The sequence below is a fragment of the Gemmatimonas sp. genome (assembly GCF_027531815.1).
GTDB lineage: Bacteria > Gemmatimonadota > Gemmatimonadetes > Gemmatimonadales > Gemmatimonadaceae > Gemmatimonas.
The window spans coordinates 582,185-597,398 of the sequence record NZ_JAPZSK010000002.1; the positions used below are offsets into that span (position 1 = coordinate 582,185).

Below are 15,214 nucleotides of genomic sequence, written 5' to 3' on the forward strand. Positions count from 1 at the left end.
GATGCCCACGCGACGTATCGACATCGATGGACGCGAATGGCAGGTGTATCCGTCCGGCTTCCTCACGCAGTACGTCGGGGACGAATTCGGACTCATCTTCGTGACGGGCGCCGGGGATGGGCGCGAAGTGCGCGTGACCCGCTACTCCCCCATGGGAGTGCGTTCGCGCGAGCAGTCGCTGGCCGAGTTCGACGACGCCCAGCTCGTGGAGCTCTTCCGGGCGTCGCAGCCGGGCGCGCGTTCCCCCGAAGCCGGCTACCGCTCGTGAGTGACGAGGCCACGGCGCCAGCGGCGTTCGTGGATCTGCAGGTGCATACGACTGCCTCGGACGGCGCCTTGCCGCCGGCTGCCGTCGTGCAGGCCGCTGCCGACGCGGCGCTGCACGCCATTGCCATCACCGATCACGACACGGTCGACGGGCTCCCCGAGGCGCACGCAGCGGGCGAGCGCCTCGGGGTGCGCATCGTGCCGGGGGTCGAGCTCAGCACGCACTTCGAGGGCGAAGAACTGCATCTCCTCGGTCTCCACCTGACCGACCTCCACGCCATGGCAGATGCGCTCGCCGATTTCCGCGTGCAGCGGGTGCAGCGCGCCGAGCGCATCGTCGAGACGCTCAATGCGCACGGCATTCCGATCACCATGGACGCCGTGCTTGCCGAAGCAGCCGACGGCGCCGTGGGCCGCCCCCACATCGCCCGCGCCATGCTGGCCGGCGGTTGGGTGCGTGAGTTCCGCGAGGCGTTCGACAAGTGGATAGGCTGGGGGCGCCCCGCGTACATGGCCAAGGAACAGTTCGACGTGGCCGATGCCATGGCCCTGGTACATCGGGCCGGTGGACTCGCCGTCTGGGCGCATCCGGGAGAACTCGCCACCCCGGCCCGCATCGCGCGCCTCGCCGACCGTGGCCTCGATGCCGTTGAAGTACTGCATCCGAGCCATCCCCCGTATCTCGTGCAGCGACTGGTCGAGCACACGGAGAAGGCCGGACTGCTCCCCAGTGGTGGATCCGACTGGCATGGCACGCAGGACGGCCCCCGCAAGCTGGGGGGCCAACTCGTTCCCAAGGTGTGGCTCGATTGGCAGGATGCCCGGGTGGCCACCCGCGGCACGACCACCGCGTAGGCCATGTCGCGCCGCGTAGCACTGGTCACCGGCGGAGCGCGGCGTCTGGGCGCGGCCCTGGTGCGGAGCTTCGCGGAACGCGAGTACGATGTGCTGTTGCATCACGGCAGCTCTCCCGACGAGGCGGCCGCCCTCGCCCGGTCGCTCGAGCAGCAGCACGGTGTGCGCGTACACGCAGTGCAGGAGGACCTGCTCGATCCCGCCGCGCCCGGCAGGCTCGTCGAGCGCGCCGTCGAAGTCCTGGGGCGTCTCGACGTCGTCATCAGTTCCGCGTCGGTCATGGAGTGGCGGGACTTCGATCGCGTCACGCCGCAGGATTGGACGCGTGCGGAGGCGATCAACCTGCGCGCGCCGTTCTTCCTCATGCAGGCAGCAGCGCGGGTCATGACCACGGGCGGGGCCATCGTGCAGATCGCCGACCATCTCGCCGCCGAGACCGGTTTCCCGCGCCTCATTCCCCACCAGGTCACCAAGTCGGCGCTCACCCAGCTGGTGCGCGCCGTGGCCGATCACCTCGCACCGGCCATTCGCGTGAACGCGATCGCTCCGGGGCTGGTGCTGGCCCCCAACGACCTGACCGACGAGGCCAGACAACGCTTCCTGCGCGACGTGCCCCTGGCGCGAAGTGGCGTACCCGCCGACGTGCTGCAGGCCGTGCACTTTCTGGTGGACGCGCCATACATCACCGGCGTCGTCCTTCCGGTCGACGGCGGCCGACAGCTGCGTCGCTGACGCATGGCACTGCAATTCGCGCGCATCGTCATCATTGGCGGGGGATGCTACGGCAGCTGGTACGCGCAGCAACTCACGCGCGCCATCCAGCGGAAGGCGCTGTGGGCCGATGACATCGTGGTGGTGGATCGGGATCCCGCCTGTCGCGTCGCCGCGCGCCTGCAGGATGGTGCCTATGACGGCGTCGCCCTGCGGTTGGTGCTGCGGGACTGGGATGCGTACCTCGCCGAGTGGTTGGCGGCGGGCCCCGAGGCGTTGGCTGGCCATGCCATGGTCCCCTCGCCGCTCATGCCGCATCTGTGCCTCGACTGGCTCGTGGCGCGGGCGAAACACCGCTGGCCCGCCCGAGCCGTCACGGTACAACCCATGCCGGCAGTGCCCCCCACACCCTGGGAACGGGCCGCACCCGATGGGCGCCACTACGTGAGCTTTGCCACCTGGACCTGCCCGGTCAATTGCATCGAGCCGGCCAAGTGCCCCGCCACCCGGGAGACGCGCGACTGGAGTCTGCCCGTCACGATCCGACGCCTCGCCCATGGGGAGCCACGGCTGGGGGAGGCCGCTATCTTTCACTGCACACATCGGACGTATGGTGTCGGCATGATCGACGCCGACGCGATTGCCCATGCCGACCGCCTGGTCGCTGAACGCGGGAACGCGGGGGCCTGTCGAGTGCTCGTGGGCACCGCGTCGCACTGTCACGGCGCCCTCGGTGTCCTCGCCGTAGACTGAACGCGCACCGCCGACCGCCATCGATCTTCCCCCGGTTCCGCACCCGGGTTTCACCGTTTCTCCTCGCGTGGACATGCCACTGTCAACCGAAAACATCGTCATCATCGGGTCGGGCCCCGCCGCCTGGACCGCCGCCATTTATGCCGCGCGCGCAAACCTGAAGCCGCTGGTGTTCGAGGGAGAACCCGTGGGCACGGAGTTGCCCGGTGGCCAGCTCATGCTGACCACCGACATCGAGAACTTTCCCGGCTTCCCCGAGCCCATCAGCGGCCCCGAACTCATGGATCGCGTCAAGGCGCAGGCCGTGCACCACGGAACACGGGTGGTGAGCGAACTGATCCGGGAGGTGGATTTCTCGCAGCGGCCCTTCACGGTCACGCCCAATTACTCGGAGCCGCTGCAGGCGCACACCGTCATCGTGGCCACCGGGGCTGCCGCCAAGTGGATCGGACTCGACAGCGAACTCCGCTTGGCGCAGCAGGGGGGTGGCGTATCGGCGTGCGCGGTCTGCGACGGGGCCATGCCGTTCTACCGCAACAAGCGTCTGGCGGTCGTGGGCGGCGGCGATACGGCCATGGAAGAGGCGATGTACCTCACGAAGTTCGCGAGCGAAGTGGTCATCATCCACCGCCGTGACAGCTTCCGTGCCTCCAAGGTGATGGCCAACCGGGTGCTCGCGCACCCCAAGGTACGCGTGCTCTGGAACTCGCAGGTCACCGACGTGGTCGGCGACGAGTTCATCACCGGGCTCAAGCTGGCCGACACCGTGACCGGGGCCGTGAGCGAAATCGCGGTGGGGGGATTGTTCGTGGCCATCGGTCACACACCCAATACGCGCTTTCTCAAGGGCCAGCTCGACGTCACCGAACACGGCTACATCAAGGTGTCGTCCTGGCGCACGGCTACCTCAGTGGACGGGGTCTTCGCCGCGGGCGATGTGATCGATGATTACTATCGGCAGGCCATCACGTCGGCCGGCACCGGATGCATGGCGGCGCTTGAGGCCGAGCGGTGGCTCGCGCATCATGGCATCGGGGAAACTCCCGTGCTCGAAACAGGAGAGAGCTCGATCGCGGCCGCAGCGGCCGAAGGGTGAGCATGTCCGAACTGCACGTGCAGCAGCTGACCGTAGGACCGCTCGAGGAGAACTGCTGGCTGGTGGCCGACCCCGCCTCGCAGCGGGCGGTGCTCGTCGATCCGGGTGACGAAGCCGATCGGCTGCTGGCGGCCATTGACGCCTCGGGGTGCACACTCGACGCCATCTGGCTGACCCACTGCCACTTCGATCACGTGGGCGGCATCGCCGGTGTTGTGCGTGCGAGGCCGGTGCCCATCCACAGGCATGTCGCCGACGCTCCCTTCTACGAGGCCGCGGCCGACAATGCCGCCCGTTGGGGCATTCGCCTCGACAACCCGCCTCCGGCCACGCATGACGTCGCGGAAGGCGGTGTCGTGCAGGTGGGTGACTATCGCTTCGAGGTCTGGCATGTGCCGGGACACGCCCCCGGCCATGTGGCCTTCGTGGGGCACGGTCTCTGCATGTCGGGAGATGTGCTCTTCGCGGGCTCCATCGGGCGGACCGATCTGCCACTCTGCGATCCGCGCGCCATGCAGGCCTCACTCATGCGGCTGGCGACATTGCCACCCGAGACTCGGGTGCTGCCCGGGCACGGTGTTGTGACTACCATCGGGCGGGAACTCGCGTCCAACCCGTTCCTGCGTGGCGCTGCGCGGCCCCTGGGTGCCTGAGTGCTGCCGCGCGCTCCGTTTCGTCCTCCCTCAGCCCCCATGCGCATGCCCACTCATCGTCGTCGCGCCACCCTGCGAGGCTTCCTGCTCCTGGTCATCGGCAGCGTCGCGGCCGGCGCCTGCTCGAGCATCACCGACAGCGCGCCCAGCCTCGAGAAGTACGGGGCCGTGAATTTCGTGGGCAAGCGCAACGCGGCAGGGCAGGGAGCGGCCGCCGCAACCGTGGTGGCCTTCGAATCGGTCAACCTGCAGGTCCCCAACAGCAGCGCGCAGCAGAACGACCAGTGCGTCTACGCGGCCATCGACACCGTGACCCCCGTGGCGCGCGGCGATCGCAGTGCCGGAGACGCCGTGTCCATCGTGGTGGGCGGCGCCACCCGTCAGCTTGCGTACTCGAGCACCGATCGGCGCTACGCCACGGCAGCGGGAGCGCCCATCACATACAACGCCGGGGACATTGCGCAGGTGACCCTCCCCGGCAATGGCAGTGCGTTCCCCACCATCGCTGGCTCGCTCAAGCTCGCCGAACCGCTCCTCCTGAGTCCGCTGTCGCTGCCGCCCATTGGCGAGAATCTCACGGTCACCTGGAACGCCACCAACGACCCCACGGCGGCCATCATCCTGCAGCTCAAGTACCCCAATCCGGCGAGCTCCACCTTCGCTAACGAGCAGGTGTACTGCGCCCTGCGCGATGATGGATCGGCCGTGCTCCCCGGGGGGCTGCTCAACCCGTTCCAGATCGCTACCGCCCGGCGCTCGCTCACGCTCATTCGCTGGCGCACCAATCTCGTCACGGCCAACGGCGCCACCCTGCATCTGACCTCCTCCATCGACACCACCATCACCTTCCCTTGACCGAGGGCATCATGAGCGCCACTGCGGGAACGTCGTCGCTGCCGCCGGTTGCCATGCGCGTCGAGACGGACCCGCTCGGCGCATTCGAGGTGCCGCAGTCGGCGCTCTACGGCATTCAGACCGCGCGGGCGCTGCAGAACTTCGCCATCAGTGGCCTGCGCCCGCTGTGGCCGTTCGTCGTGGCACAGGTCTGGATCAAGAAGGCCGCAGCCATGGTGCACCGGCACACCGGCCGGCTCGATGCCCCCTTGGCCGACGCGATCGTCACCGCCGCCGATGAAGTGCTCGCCGGACGCCACCGCGACCAGTTTGTCGTCGATCCCTACCAGGCGGGGGCCGGCACGTCGCACAACATGAATGTGAACGAGGTGCTGGCCAACCGCGCCAATGAGCTGCTGGGAGCGCCGCGCGGCCGCTATGTCCCGGTGCATCCGAATGACCATGTCAACATGGCGCAGAGCACCAACGACACGATCCCCACCAACATCCGGCTCGCCGTACTTGGGGAACTGCCGCTGTTGGTGGGCGCGCTCGAAGCGCTCGAGGCCGCGCTGGTTGATCGGGCGCGGGCGTTCGATCACATCGTCAAGGCGGGCCGGACGCACCTGCAGGACGCCATGCCCATCCGCCTCGGACAGGAGTTCGCCGCCTACGCTGGATCCATCGCACGCGCGCGCAAGCGTCTCGGTGAAGCAGCAGACTACCTCAATGATCTGGGCATCGGGGGCAGTGCGGTCGGCACCGGGGTCACCGTCGAACCGCAGTACCCGTCGCTCATGGTTGCGGCGCTGCGCGATATCACCTGTATCACCACCCTGCGCGAAGGCACCGATCGGGTGCAGCTGATGCAGAGCATGGGGGACGTGGCGGCATTCAGCGCCGCCATGCGCGGCATCGCCATCGATCTCTCGAAGATCGTGAGCGACCTGCGACTCATGGTGTCCGGCCCGCGCACGGGATTCGATGAAATCGTGCTCCCCGCCGTGCAGCCGGGGTCCAGCATCATGCCGGGAAAGGTCAACCCCTCCATTCCGGAGATGGTGAATCAGGTGTGCTATCAGGTCATGGGCTGCGATGTCACCGTGGCGATGGCCGCCGAGCACGGGCAGCTGGAGCTCAATGTCATGATGCCGGTCATTGCCCATAACGTGCTGCTGTCCATGCACATCCTCACGTCGGCTATCACGACGCTGACCACCCGCTGCGTTGCCGGGATCGAAGCCAACCCGGACATGTGCGCCTACTGGGTGGAACGCTCGGCGGCCCTCGCCACCGCTCTCCTTCCCGCGCTCGGATACGCGGCCGCCGCCGAGCTCTCCAAGCGGAGCGTGCGGGAGGGCGTGCTCATCCGCGATCTCATCACCCGCGAGCAGATCGTCCCGGCCGCAGAGGTGGAGGCCCTGCTCGATCTCCGTCGCCTCACCGAGATCGGCATGCCGGGCAGTCGGCCGGCGTCGTGACAGCCCGGGCAGCCGTCGGGACACCGGCGAACTCAACCGTAAGTGTGAGGTCCGCCGCAGCTTGTCTGGACCGGGAGTCCGACCTAGACTCTCGGGTATGCGCATAACAACGTGGGCTGAGTACGGGCTGATTTGCGCCCTCCACCTTGCCCGTCGCGCCGGCGACGGGCCGGTAACGGGCCGGGACGTGGCGGCACGCGAAAAGCTGCCGGGCGATTACGTCGAGCAGATTCTGCTGCGGATGCGGCGCGCCGGCATCGTGGCCAGCACGCGCGGGGCCCGCGGCGGGTATTCGCTGGCGCGCGCGGCCGAGGAAATCACCGTGCGTGATGTCATCAAGGCCTCCGAACTCACCACCTTCGACCTGCACTGCGTATCGCATCCGGTGGACGCCGGGCGGTGTGCCGAAGCGGAGAACTGCAGTATTCGGCCGGTGTGGATGCTGCTCCAGAAGCGCATTGACGAGGTGCTCGACAGCGTGCGGCTGAGTGATCTGCTGGCTGACGAATCTGTCGTGCGTGATCGCGTCGGGCTGGCCAGCTTCGAGGCGGCCGGCGCGGTGCCCGGCGGTCTTCCCATTTTGCAGTCCTGATCGGCCAATATGGGGCTGTGGGCCGATTGGCAGGCGACGCGCGCGCAGCGGCATCGCGTCGAGCTGTACCTCAACTACCTGCTGCGCGAACCCGACGATGAGGCCATGAACTGGCTCTTCGCGCTGGCGCCGGACATGGCCACCGCGAGACGCGAGTTCCACTTCGCGCGGCGGGCCATCGGCCTCATTGTGGCCGAGCGTGATGCGCTCGACGATCGCACGCACGCTGATGTCACCCACCAGCTGGCGCCGGTGCTGGCCGCGGAAGCGCGGCGGGCACCAGCCGACGGTCTGGCCTGGAACGAGCGCTGGCGCGCCTACACCGCGGCGCTTGCGGTACGCGGCTCGGTGGACTCGCCGGCGACACGGTTGGCTCGTGTCATGCTGAGCGCCGCCGGCGTCGAACACCCGGACCCCGCGGGGCTCCCGCGCGCCACCCAGTTCGTGCAGGAAACGCGCGCCGCCATGAACGAGGCGCTGCGCCATGCCTTCGGGGCCGCTTCACTCCCCGAAGACGTCCGCCCCAGCGCGCTGCGGGGCTGAACGCACCACGGGCAGCGACGCCGAAGCGACCGCTGCCCGTGATGTCTACTCAGGTGCCGAAGGCCGGACTCGAACCGGCACGTCCTTGCGGACACTGCGCCCTGAACGCAGCGCGTCTACCAATTCCACCACTCCGGCAGAACCCGTCCGGCAGGCAGCGGCAACGCCGTTTGCCCGCAGGAGCGGCAGGGCGGGAAGAATAGATCGGGAACGGGCCGAAAGTCAACGCCGACGACAACAAACGTGACCCCGGCTCACGCGACCGCCGCAGGATGGTCGCAAAAACGATTACGTTTGTGCACGTATGGTCAACACGGACACCGAAGAACCGACCGAACTGATCGCGCGAAACAAGCGCGCCCGCCACGAGTACGAGATCCTCGACACGTGGGAGGCCGGTCTCGTTCTCACCGGGACCGAGGTAAAGGCGTTGCGGGATGGCCGGGCCAACCTCACCGACGCCTTCGGGTATGTGAAGGATGGCGAGGTGTTCCTGCTGAACCTGCACATCGGGGCGTATGGACATGGCAACGTATTCAACCACGAGGCCACCCGCACGCGCAAACTGTTGCTCCACAAGCGTGAGATTCGCCGACTCATTGGATCGGTCGAGCGTCAGGGGCTCACGCTTGTCCCGCTCGACCTGTATTTCCGGCGCGGCAAGGTGAAAACCCGGATTGCCCTTGCCCGCGGTAAGCAGCAGCACGACAAGCGCGAGGACCTCAAGAAGCGCGATGCCGAGCGCGAGATCGCGCGGGTACTGCGCAAACGATGAGGCACGCCCTGCAGCGGGCGGCGCAGCAGAGCGTGTGGTGGTGCGCGAGGTGGTGCGCGAGGGCACTCGGAGTGCTCGGGCTCAGCGCCCAGGCGGCCTCGGCGCAATCCCCGGCGGCCGCGCCACCATCGGCTCCGGCCCCCTTCACGGCACGACTCGGCGAGCGCGTCCGCCCGGTCGCGGTCATCCTGCATCCGGATGGCGGGCTGGCCCTTCGTGCCGATGCGCTCGCTGCGGCGCTGGGCGGACAGCTGCTGCGTGATCCGGTACGCGCCGGTCGCTACCGGTTCGAGGTGGGGGCGGTCGGATTGGATATCGAGCAGGGCACGTCGCTGGTGATTGCCGGCGACGACACCCTGGTACTTGGTCGTGAGGTCATCCGGGCGGCCGGGGCACTCTACGTGCCGGTCGCGCTCGCGGCGGATCTGCTGCCGCGTCTCGGTACGGGGGTGCTCTTCGACGCGGAGAAGCGCGAGATCAGGCGATTCGCACCGGTGTCCTCCGGTCGGCGTGCCAGCGACGCGACCCAGCGTCCTGCGTCCGTGCCCGCTACCGCGTCGGTGCGCGCCGAGCCCGACCGCACGGCGGTGCGCGCCCCTGAGACACGCGCCGGGAATCGTCAACGCATCGTCGTGGTCGACGCCGGCCACGGGGGACGGGACAACGGAATGTCCGGGCCGATCGGTGGTGGGCCACGGATCTACGAGAAGAACGTCACATTGGCCGTGTCGAAGCAGCTCCAGCGCGCCCTCGAAGACCGAGGCGTCCGAGTGGTCATGACACGTACCGCGGACACGCTGATCGGTTTGTACGATCGCGGACCGATAGCCAACGCGGCAAAGGGCGACCTGTTCGTGTCCATTCACGTCAACGCGGCAAATCCGAAGTGGAAGAACCCCGGCGCCGCGCGCGGCTTCGAAACGTACTTCCTGGCCGAAGCGAAGACGGAAGACGAGCGGCGCGTGGCGGCGATGGAAAACGAGGCCGTGAAGTTCGAAACCAAGGCCGATGTCAGCGGTGATGATCCGCTCGGATTCATCATGCGCGACATGGCGCAGAACGAGCATTTGCGGGAATCGATGCAGCTCGCCTCGCTCATCCAGGGCGCCATGCGTACCGTGCATCCAGGTCCGAACCGTGGAGTGAAGCAGGCTGGGCTGGTTGTGCTCGTCACGGCATTCATGCCCGCCGTACTGGTGGAAATCGGCTTCGGAACCAATCCGGCCGAGGCGTCCTACATCACGAATCCGCAGCGGCAGGCAGAGCTCGCTGAACGGCTCGCCGACGCCATCGTCCGCTATCTCGCGAAATACGAACGCAAGGTGGGTGGATGAGCGAAATCGCAACGCGGGTGGCGGGGCTCGACTTCCGTAATCCGGTGGTGCTGGCGTCGGGGACCGCAGGCTTCGGCATCGAGATCGAGGATGTCGTTGATCTCGATGCCGTGGGCGGGATCTCCACCAAGGCTGTCAGCATTGCTCCGCGAAAGGGCAATCCGGCGTTGCGTGTCTCCGAGTTCGCCGGCGGCATGATCAACGCCATCGGGCTGGCCAACCCCGGGCTCGACGAAGTCAGGCGCGACTATCTCCCGTGGCTCCCCGCCCATCATCCCGGCACGCGGGTCTTCGTGAACGTCGTTGGCAACAGCATCGACGACTTCGCCGCGGTGGTGGACGCCATCGACGGGATGCCCGGCATCGACGGGTTCGAACTCAATGTGAGTTGCCCGAACGTGAAGGCCGGGGGGCTCGAGTTTGGTGCCGACCAGCGGGCGCTGGCGGCCCTCGTGGCGGCGGCGCGTGGCAAGACTCCGCGCCCGATCTTCGTGAAGCTCTCCCCGACACTCGGCGCGGGCATCGCCGACACCGCGAAGGTCGCGGTCGACGCGGGTGCCACCGGGCTCACGCTCGTGAACACGATGCCGGGGCTCGTCATCGACACCCACAGGCGGAAGCCGAAGATCAGCTTCGGCAGTGGCGGCCTGTCGGGGCCCGCCGTGCTCCCCATCGGGTTGCTCGCCACGTGGCGGGTGAGCCAAGCGCTCCCGGGCGTGCCACTCATCGGGCTCGGTGGCGTGAGCACCGGCGATGACGCCGTGCAGTATCTGCTCGCCGGCGCGTCGCTGGTGGGTGTGGGAACGGCCGCGCTGCGCGACCCTCGGGCCCCCGAACGCATTGCGCGGCAGATGGCCGCGTGGGCGCAGCGCGAAGGCGTGCGCGATCTTCCCTCGATCATCGGAACCTTGCAGTGGCCCTCCTGACCGCGTCTGCCGCCATCCCCATCGTCGCCCTCGACGTCCCCGACCGCGCCGGGGCAGAAGCCGTGGTGCGCCGGCTCGGGGACGCCTGTGGCTTTTACAAGGTGGGGCTCGAGCTGTTCTCGGCTGAGGGGCCGGCGATCGTGTCGTGGCTGCGCGGATTGGGCAAGGAGGTGTTCGTCGACCTCAAGCTGCACGACATCCCCAACACGGTGCGCGGCGCCGCCCGAAGCGTGGCTCGCCATGGTGCCGCCTTGCTCACGGTACACGCCAGCGGCGGCCGGGAAATGATCGCCGCGGCCGTCGAAGGGGCCCGCGAAGGGCGACCGGACGGTGGCTGCGGCATCCTCGGGGTAACCATCCTGACGAGCATGGACGCCACCGGGGTCGAGTCGGCGTGGGGGCGGACCGGTGTCACCGTGCAGGACGAAGTCCTGCGGTTGGCCGGGCTGGTTGCGGAGGGGCAGGGCACCGGCATCGTGTGTTCGGGCCATGAGGCGGATGCGGTTCGGGGAAAGTTCGGTGGTCGTCTCGGACTGCTCATCCCCGGCATCCGCTTGCCGGGCGGGGAGGCCCATGATCAGCGCCGCGTGATGACCCCTGCCGCCGCCGCGGAGGCGGGGGCCCGGTGGTTGATTCTTGGCCGCGCGGTAACCGCTGCCGCCGATCCCGTGGCCGCCATGGCGGAAGTCAACCAGTCCCTTGCGGGTATCTCCTAAGTCCGCTAGCCTTCGGGTCTTGCCCGTTTTTGGGCATTTCACCGGCCAATCCGCTGGCCACTTTCGCTTCGCTCGTGCGCGGAATCGGTGCTCTCTCCTGAGGGCGCGATGCTTCATGAGCGATGAACAGCATGGGGAGTCCGGCCGGCCGCCAGCATCTGGTGGTGCGGGAGACTCCGTCGGCGCGTGAGCGCCGAGGTGACCCGTGAAAGTTCGCAGCAGCGTCAAGCCGATCTGTGAGCACTGCAAAGTCGTCAAGCGACAGGGCGTGACTCGCATCATCTGCAAGCGCAACCCGAAGCACAAGCAGCGTCAGGGCTAAGGGAGCGCATAACACATGGCACGTATTGCTGGCGTCGATCTTCCGCGTGAGAAGAAGATCGAGATCGGCCTGACCTACATCTTCGGCATCGGTCGCAAGACCGCCCAGAAGATCCTCGAGGCCGCGGGTGTGTCGAGCGCGCAGCGCGTTCGCGACCTGAACGATTCCGACCTGAACAAGCTCCGTCAGGAAATCGAGCGCAACGTCCGCGTCGAAGGTGCCCTGCGCACCGAAGTCGCGATGAACATCAAGCGCCTGATGGACATCGGCTCCTACCGTGGCACGCGCCACCGTCGTGGCCTCCCCGTGCGCGGGCAGCGCACGCACACGAACGCGCGCACCAAGAAGGGGCCGCGCCGCGCCATCGCGGGCAAGAAGAAGGTGACCAAGTAAGCCATGGCTACCGCAAAGAAGACCAAGCGCGTCGTCGAGGCCGAAGGCATCGCCCACGTCAGCGCCACGTTCAACAACACGACCATCACGATCACCGACATGCATGGCAACGCAGTGTCGTGGGGCTCCGCCGGCAAGGCGGGCTTCAAGGGGTCGAAGAAGTCCACGCCGTTCGCCGCCACCGTGGCCTCCGAGCAGTGTGCGCGCGAAGCGCTCACCGCTGGGGTGCGCCGGGTGCACGTGCGCGTGCAGGGTCCCGGTTCCGGCCGCGAGTCGGCCATCCAGGCGCTCGCCGCTGCGGGTCTCCAGGTGAAGTCCATTCGTGACGTCACCCCGATCCCGCACAACGGCTGCCGTCCCCCCAAGCGCCGGAGGGTCTGATCCATGGCTCGCTACACTGGTCCCAGCTGCCGTCAGTGCCGTCGTGAGGGCGCCAAGCTCTTCCTGAAGGGCACCAAGTGCTTCACCGAAAAGTGCCCCGTGGAGCGTCGTCCGTACGCCCCGGGTCAGCACGGTCAGGCCACGGCTCGCCGCAAGAAGATGTCGGAGTTCGCCAAGCAGCTGCGCGAAAAGCAGAAGATCAAGCGCATCTACGGCATCTCCGAGAAGCAGTTCCGCAACACGTTCGAGCGCGTGTCCACGCAGGCCGGCATCACCGGTCACAACCTGCTGGCCGCCCTCGAGACCCGTCTGGACAATGTCGTGTACCGCATGGGCTTCGCCCCCAGCCGCAAGGCCGCGCGTCAGCTCATCCGTCACCGGCACATCGAGGTGAAGGGTCGCCTCCTCGACATCCCGTCGTACCAGGTGCGGCCGGGCGAGGAAGTGCGCGTGAAGCAGTCCTCGCGCGAACTCGTGCTCGTCATGAGTGCCATGGAGCAGGCGTCGAAGGGCGGCTCGCTCTCGTGGATCGCCGTCGACAAGGAGTCGTTCAGCGGTCGCGTGCTCGAGAAGCCCGCGCGCACCAGCATCCCGCTGGCCGCGCAGGAACAGCTCGTCGTCGAACTGTACTCCAAGTAATCCGTTGCAAGGGCGGGCGCACTGCGCCCGCCCTGGTCGGGGCCCGAACCCCCTCACGAGTCTACCGCGCGTTCGGGGCGGGGTAGAGCGTCGCCACTCTCACGAGTGGTGAGACCACTTCCAGATTCAGACTTTCTCATGGCAACCATCGATCTATCCGGGCTGGTGCGACCGCAGCTGGTCGAAGCGACCAAGCGCGAGGACACGCCCAATCTGGCCGAGTTCCGCCTGCAGCCGCTCGAGCGCGGCTTCGGGCACACGCTGGGCAACGCCATGCGCCGACTGCTCCTGTCGTCGCTGCGCGGTTCGGCCGTGTGGGCATTCCGCATCGACGGGGTGGTGCACGAGCACCAGACCATCGCCGGCGTCGTCGAGGACGTGCACCAGATCATCGGGAACCTCAAGACGCTCACCCTCTCCCTTCCCGACGAAGTGGAGCAGGCGGTGCTGCGCATCAGCAAGGCGGGCCCCGGCTCCGTTACCGCGGCTGACATCATCGCCACGGGGGGCGTGCGCGTCGTCGATCCGTCGCATCATCTCTTCACCATCACCGACGAGCGCGACTTCACCGTCGAACTCTACGTGAACAAGGGACGCGGCTACGTCGAGAGCGACCAGCATCCGGCCGACAAGAACCTCCCGGTCGATGTCGTACGGATCGATGCCATCTACAACCCGGTTCGTCGTGCCAACTTCACCGTCGCGGAAACCCGCGTCGGTCAGCGCACCGACTACGACCGGCTCACGCTCACCGTCGAAACCAACGGCACCATGTCGCCCGAGGAAGCGGTGAGCTACGCAGCGGCCCTGGCCCAGACCCACTTCCAGTACTTTGTCGGGTTCGGCTCGTCCGCCTCTGCGCAGCCCGGTGCCGCCGGTGATGGCGCGAACTCCGACGCCATCCGGCTCGCCGAGCTGTTCCGTACTCCCATCGACGATCTCGAACTGTCGGTGCGGTCGGTCAATTCACTCAAGAACTCCAACATCCGCTCGCTCGGCGATCTGGTTCGCCAGACCGAGGCGCAGATCCTTCAGGTCAAGAACTTCGGCAAGAAGTCCCTGCAGGAAATCGCCGCGCTGCTCGAGAAGGAAGGGCTCAACTTCGGCATGCGCTACGAGGAAAGCACGGACGGTGTCCGGATCCTCGACATGGGCACCCCGCCCAGCCGCGCCGCCGAAAATGCGCCCGATGACGACGACGACGAGGACTAACGCCCATGCGCCATCGTAAGGCCAATCGCCAGCTCCGGCGAACCAGTGAGCAGCGCCTCGCGCTGCTCCGCAATCTCGCGACCTCGCTCATCGAGCAGGGCGCGATCGAGACGACCGAGGCCAAGGCCAAGGAACTCCGCCCGTTCGTCGAAAAGCTCATCACCAAGGCCCGCACCGGCACGCTCCATGCGCGCCGCCTGGCCGGCAAGCATGTCCAGAAGCGGGAAGCCGCGGACAAGCTCTTCCAGGAGCTCGGACCCGCGTTCGCCACGCGTCCGGGCGGCTACACGCGCATTCTCAAGACCGGTCACCGCAAGGGTGACGGGGCGGAGATGGCGCGGATCGAACTGATCCTCAGCTGAGACCACACCCATGGCCATTCAACGCAATCGCTGCTACAGCTGCGGCAAGGGTGTTGCCTACGGCAACAACGTCTCGCACGCCAACAACAAGACGCGCCGCACCTGGAAGCCCAACCTCCAGGTCGTGCGCACGCTCGAAGCCGGCAAGGTCATCAAGGTGAAGGTCTGCACGCGCTGCATTGCCGCCGGCAAGGTGCCGCGCGCCCCGCGCGGTCAGGTGGCCGTCGCGTAATTCACCGGTTGTTCGTCACCTCGCGGGGAGCTCGCTCAGACAGCGGGTCTCCCCGCGTTGTGTATCCACGCACGGGGTTGCCGGGTTCAATGGTGTGGTCGGGCAGAGCCCACCACCAGAGTCCCGCACCCACCACC

Annotated in this window: 21 protein-coding genes and 1 tRNA gene; 21 read left to right on the forward strand and 1 reads right to left on the reverse strand. The window is 67.5% G+C overall.

Going from position 1 to position 15,214, the window contains the following annotated elements; all coding sequences use genetic code 11:
- Position 1: 1 nt before the first annotated feature.
- From O9271_RS03650 to O9271_RS03695, 10 genes are all read left to right on the forward strand, one after another.
- Positions 2-268 (forward strand): hypothetical protein, encoded by a 267-nt coding sequence (locus O9271_RS03650; protein ID WP_298266253.1) that lies wholly within the window; start codon positions 2-4, stop codon positions 266-268.
- Positions 265-1,122, forward strand: coding sequence for a PHP domain-containing protein (locus O9271_RS03655; RefSeq protein ID WP_298266254.1), 858 nt, complete (start codon positions 265-267; stop codon positions 1,120-1,122). The genes O9271_RS03650 and O9271_RS03655 overlap by 4 nt, the downstream gene beginning before the upstream one ends.
- Before the next feature lie 3 nt (positions 1,123-1,125).
- The gene (locus O9271_RS03660; protein WP_298266255.1) at positions 1,126-1,854 is read left to right on the forward strand and encodes an SDR family oxidoreductase; all 729 of its coding nucleotides are present in this window, start codon (positions 1,126-1,128) and stop codon (positions 1,852-1,854) included.
- Positions 1,855-1,857: 3 nt separating this feature from the next.
- Positions 1,858-2,586: a hypothetical protein gene (locus O9271_RS03665; RefSeq protein ID WP_298266256.1), complete on the forward strand. Its 729-nt coding sequence runs from the start codon at positions 1,858-1,860 to the stop codon at positions 2,584-2,586.
- Positions 2,587-2,659: 73 nt separating this feature from the next.
- The gene (trxB, locus tag O9271_RS03670) at positions 2,660-3,682 is read left to right on the forward strand and encodes a thioredoxin-disulfide reductase (RefSeq protein ID WP_298266257.1); all 1,023 of its coding nucleotides are present in this window, start codon (positions 2,660-2,662) and stop codon (positions 3,680-3,682) included.
- 2 nt (positions 3,683-3,684) lie between these two features.
- On the forward strand, positions 3,685-4,335 hold the full coding sequence (locus O9271_RS03675) for an MBL fold metallo-hydrolase (RefSeq protein ID WP_298266258.1): 651 nt from the start codon (positions 3,685-3,687) through the stop codon (positions 4,333-4,335).
- 39 nt (positions 4,336-4,374) lie between these two features.
- Positions 4,375-5,190, forward strand: a complete 816-nt coding sequence (locus O9271_RS03680; protein WP_298266259.1) for a hypothetical protein — start codon at positions 4,375-4,377, stop codon at positions 5,188-5,190.
- A gap of 11 nt (positions 5,191-5,201) precedes the next feature.
- Positions 5,202-6,650 carry an aspartate ammonia-lyase gene (locus O9271_RS03685; RefSeq protein WP_298266260.1) on the forward strand — a complete coding sequence of 483 codons (1,449 nt, stop codon included), beginning with the start codon at positions 5,202-5,204 and terminating at the stop codon, positions 6,648-6,650.
- Positions 6,651-6,747: 97 nt separating this feature from the next.
- Positions 6,748-7,242: an Rrf2 family transcriptional regulator gene (locus O9271_RS03690; protein ID WP_298266261.1), complete on the forward strand. Its 495-nt coding sequence runs from the start codon at positions 6,748-6,750 to the stop codon at positions 7,240-7,242.
- Between the two features lie 9 nt (positions 7,243-7,251).
- Positions 7,252-7,785, forward strand: coding sequence for a hypothetical protein (locus O9271_RS03695; RefSeq protein WP_298266262.1), 534 nt, complete (start codon positions 7,252-7,254; stop codon positions 7,783-7,785).
- 54 nt (positions 7,786-7,839) lie between these two features.
- On the opposite strand, the gene O9271_RS03700 is transcribed toward O9271_RS03695, so the two are convergent.
- Positions 7,840-7,923: transfer RNA gene (locus O9271_RS03700), tRNA-Leu, on the reverse strand.
- A 166-nt stretch (positions 7,924-8,089) separates the two neighbouring features.
- On the opposite strand from O9271_RS03700, the gene smpB reads away from it, so the two are divergent.
- The 11 genes from smpB (at position 8,090) to rpmB (ending at position 15,077) form a co-directional block, all read left to right on the forward strand.
- Positions 8,090-8,560, forward strand: coding sequence for an SsrA-binding protein SmpB (gene smpB, locus O9271_RS03705; protein ID WP_298266263.1), 471 nt, complete (start codon positions 8,090-8,092; stop codon positions 8,558-8,560).
- A 71-nt stretch (positions 8,561-8,631) separates the two neighbouring features.
- A complete protein-coding gene (locus O9271_RS03710) occupies positions 8,632-9,894 on the forward strand; it encodes an N-acetylmuramoyl-L-alanine amidase (RefSeq protein ID WP_298266264.1) in 1,263 nt (420 codons plus the stop codon).
- Entirely contained in the window at positions 9,891-10,820 is a 930-nt protein-coding gene (locus O9271_RS03715) for a dihydroorotate dehydrogenase (protein ID WP_298266265.1), read from the forward strand. Before O9271_RS03710 ends, O9271_RS03715 begins: the two co-directional genes overlap by 4 nt.
- Positions 10,808-11,536, forward strand: a complete 729-nt coding sequence (pyrF, locus tag O9271_RS03720) for an orotidine-5'-phosphate decarboxylase (RefSeq protein ID WP_298266266.1) — start codon at positions 10,808-10,810, stop codon at positions 11,534-11,536. Before O9271_RS03715 ends, pyrF begins: the two co-directional genes overlap by 13 nt.
- Before the next feature lie 205 nt (positions 11,537-11,741).
- Entirely contained in the window at positions 11,742-11,858 is a 117-nt protein-coding gene (gene rpmJ, locus O9271_RS03725) for a 50S ribosomal protein L36 (RefSeq protein WP_012683466.1), read from the forward strand.
- Between the two features lie 15 nt (positions 11,859-11,873).
- Positions 11,874-12,251 carry a 30S ribosomal protein S13 gene (gene rpsM / locus O9271_RS03730; RefSeq protein ID WP_298266267.1) on the forward strand — a complete coding sequence of 126 codons (378 nt, stop codon included), beginning with the start codon at positions 11,874-11,876 and terminating at the stop codon, positions 12,249-12,251.
- A 3-nt stretch (positions 12,252-12,254) separates the two neighbouring features.
- Positions 12,255-12,632 (forward strand): 30S ribosomal protein S11, encoded by a 378-nt coding sequence (gene rpsK / locus O9271_RS03735; protein ID WP_026849821.1) that lies wholly within the window; start codon positions 12,255-12,257, stop codon positions 12,630-12,632.
- Positions 12,633-12,635: 3 nt separating this feature from the next.
- Positions 12,636-13,271, forward strand: a complete 636-nt coding sequence (gene rpsD / locus O9271_RS03740; protein ID WP_291262405.1) for a 30S ribosomal protein S4 — start codon at positions 12,636-12,638, stop codon at positions 13,269-13,271.
- A 138-nt stretch (positions 13,272-13,409) separates the two neighbouring features.
- On the forward strand, positions 13,410-14,483 hold the full coding sequence (locus O9271_RS03745; protein ID WP_298266268.1) for a DNA-directed RNA polymerase subunit alpha: 1,074 nt from the start codon (positions 13,410-13,412) through the stop codon (positions 14,481-14,483).
- A gap of 5 nt (positions 14,484-14,488) precedes the next feature.
- Positions 14,489-14,845: a 50S ribosomal protein L17 gene (rplQ, locus tag O9271_RS03750; protein ID WP_291260398.1), complete on the forward strand. Its 357-nt coding sequence runs from the start codon at positions 14,489-14,491 to the stop codon at positions 14,843-14,845.
- A 10-nt stretch (positions 14,846-14,855) separates the two neighbouring features.
- Positions 14,856-15,077 (forward strand): 50S ribosomal protein L28, encoded by a 222-nt coding sequence (gene rpmB / locus O9271_RS03755; protein ID WP_298266269.1) that lies wholly within the window; start codon positions 14,856-14,858, stop codon positions 15,075-15,077.
- Positions 15,078-15,214: the final 137 nt, after the last annotated feature.

Excerpts from the sequence above, each read along its gene's own strand:
- O9271_RS03650 (WP_298266253.1), top strand. The coding sequence starts at position 2 with ATGCCCACGCGACGTATCGACATCGATGGACGCGAATGGCAGGTGTAT.
- O9271_RS03660 (WP_298266255.1), top strand. The coding sequence starts at position 1,126 with ATGTCGCGCCGCGTAGCACTGGTCACCGGCGGAGCGCGGCGTCTGGGC.
- O9271_RS03665 (WP_298266256.1), top strand. The coding sequence starts at position 1,858 with ATGGCACTGCAATTCGCGCGCATCGTCATCATTGGCGGGGGATGCTAC.
- trxB (WP_298266257.1), top strand. The coding sequence starts at position 2,660 with ATGCCACTGTCAACCGAAAACATCGTCATCATCGGGTCGGGCCCCGCC.
- O9271_RS03675 (WP_298266258.1), top strand. The coding sequence starts at position 3,685 with ATGTCCGAACTGCACGTGCAGCAGCTGACCGTAGGACCGCTCGAGGAG.
- O9271_RS03680 (WP_298266259.1), top strand. The coding sequence starts at position 4,375 with ATGCGCATGCCCACTCATCGTCGTCGCGCCACCCTGCGAGGCTTCCTG.
- O9271_RS03685 (WP_298266260.1), top strand. The coding sequence starts at position 5,202 with ATGAGCGCCACTGCGGGAACGTCGTCGCTGCCGCCGGTTGCCATGCGC.
- O9271_RS03690 (WP_298266261.1), top strand. The coding sequence starts at position 6,748 with ATGCGCATAACAACGTGGGCTGAGTACGGGCTGATTTGCGCCCTCCAC.
- O9271_RS03695 (WP_298266262.1), top strand. The coding sequence starts at position 7,252 with ATGGGGCTGTGGGCCGATTGGCAGGCGACGCGCGCGCAGCGGCATCGC.
- smpB (WP_298266263.1), top strand. The coding sequence starts at position 8,090 with ATGGTCAACACGGACACCGAAGAACCGACCGAACTGATCGCGCGAAAC.
- O9271_RS03715 (WP_298266265.1), top strand. The coding sequence starts at position 9,891 with ATGAGCGAAATCGCAACGCGGGTGGCGGGGCTCGACTTCCGTAATCCG.
- rpsM (WP_298266267.1), top strand. The coding sequence starts at position 11,874 with ATGGCACGTATTGCTGGCGTCGATCTTCCGCGTGAGAAGAAGATCGAG.
- rpsK (WP_026849821.1), top strand. The coding sequence starts at position 12,255 with ATGGCTACCGCAAAGAAGACCAAGCGCGTCGTCGAGGCCGAAGGCATC.
- rpsD (WP_291262405.1), top strand. The coding sequence starts at position 12,636 with ATGGCTCGCTACACTGGTCCCAGCTGCCGTCAGTGCCGTCGTGAGGGC.
- O9271_RS03745 (WP_298266268.1), top strand. The coding sequence starts at position 13,410 with ATGGCAACCATCGATCTATCCGGGCTGGTGCGACCGCAGCTGGTCGAA.
- rplQ (WP_291260398.1), top strand. The coding sequence starts at position 14,489 with ATGCGCCATCGTAAGGCCAATCGCCAGCTCCGGCGAACCAGTGAGCAG.
- rpmB (WP_298266269.1), top strand. The coding sequence starts at position 14,856 with ATGGCCATTCAACGCAATCGCTGCTACAGCTGCGGCAAGGGTGTTGCC.